Raw genomic sequence first — 1,293 nt, 5'->3', positions numbered from 1 at the left:
GTCTCAACTCGATATAACTTTTGAATATGGTTGAGCGCCCAGTTCGCTTTACCAGTTTTACCCTTGGCCTGCGCATCTGCGGCTTCTTTGAACTTGCGTCTTGCGTGCGCCCAGCAACCAACCAGTGCCGCCTGCGTTTGCTCATGGCCCGCATAACCGTCAACTTGCAGATAGCCGTTGTAGCCCTGTAAAAATGCCATAGGACAGCGACCCGCACGACTATTCTGATAGTCGAACAGGGCAATATTGGGGATGCTCTCCTCTGCCACAGGCGAGTCCGTGCCGCTGCAATACAGCCACATGTAACTGGTCTGTTTGTCTTCTTTCACCACCTTAACCGTGGTTTCATCGCCGTGCACCACCGGTTGCTGTAGCAACACTTCGTGCAGTCTGTCATAGAGCGGCTTGAATAAACTGGCACAGAGGATCACCCAATCCGCCATGGTCTGCCTGCTCAGTGCGATACCATATTGTTTGAACAGGCTTTCCTGCCGATACAGCGGTAAGCCATACTGATATTTACTGGTGATGATCTGGCTCAGCAAACTGGCCGTGGCAATACCTTTCGGGACCGGGCTCGGTGGGACTGGGGCTTGTTTTATCTCAACCCGGGTTTGTGTTTTTTCACAGTGCCGGCAGCTGTATTTTGGTCTGACGTGTTCGATGACTTTGACCTGGGCCGGGATAAATTCCAGCTTTTCGCTCACATCCTCGCCCATTTTGTGCAGCTCACCGCCACAGCAGTCACACTGTTTGTTGTCGATGTCATGCACAACACGTTCGCGGGGCAGATCTTTTGGCAGTGGCTGACGTGTCGGCTTTTTGCGCTGATATTCAATGGTTTCCACGTCTTGCTCAGGTGCTTCTTCAACCAGCGTTTCGGCTTCATTGAACAAGTCAGCTTGTGCAGGGTGCGACTCACTGCTGGCCCCGAAGCGTTTTTGCTGGGCCAGTCTGAATTGTTCTTCGAGGTAGTTATTACGCGCCTGAAGCTGAGCAATGATCTGCTTCAACTACTGAGGATCATCAGGCAGTTTATTCATTTCTTTCATGCAGTCTACTGCATCAGCAGAGTAACTGTTTTTAAATTAATAGCTTAGATTAATTCGTGATCTAAAAACCCCTGTTATGATCATACGTTATAACCATAGCTGAGCGGCTTGTGAGCAATGACCGATAAGCCAGACAATAACCACTGCCATTGTTCGGCGCTGAGTGTAATGACGTCATCGTCTTCTTTGTCGGGCCATTTAAACTTGTCTTTTTCAAGGCGCTTGTACCACAAGGCAAAGC

1 protein-coding gene is annotated in these 1,293 nt (G+C 49.9%); it reads right to left on the bottom strand.

Going from position 1 to position 1,293, the window contains the following annotated elements:
* A partial coding sequence (locus L3V43_RS23645; protein WP_237117550.1) for an IS66 family transposase occupies positions 1-1,013 on the bottom strand: 1,013 nt, incomplete at its 3' end.
* Positions 1,014-1,293: the final 280 nt, after the last annotated feature.

The organism is Pseudoalteromonas sp. L23, from assembly GCF_021728455.1.
In the GTDB taxonomy this organism is placed as follows: Bacteria; Pseudomonadota; Gammaproteobacteria; order Enterobacterales; family Alteromonadaceae; genus Pseudoalteromonas.
The sequence above is the reverse complement of the archived record's forward strand: the minus strand, read 5'-3'. Positions and strand labels throughout refer to the sequence as shown.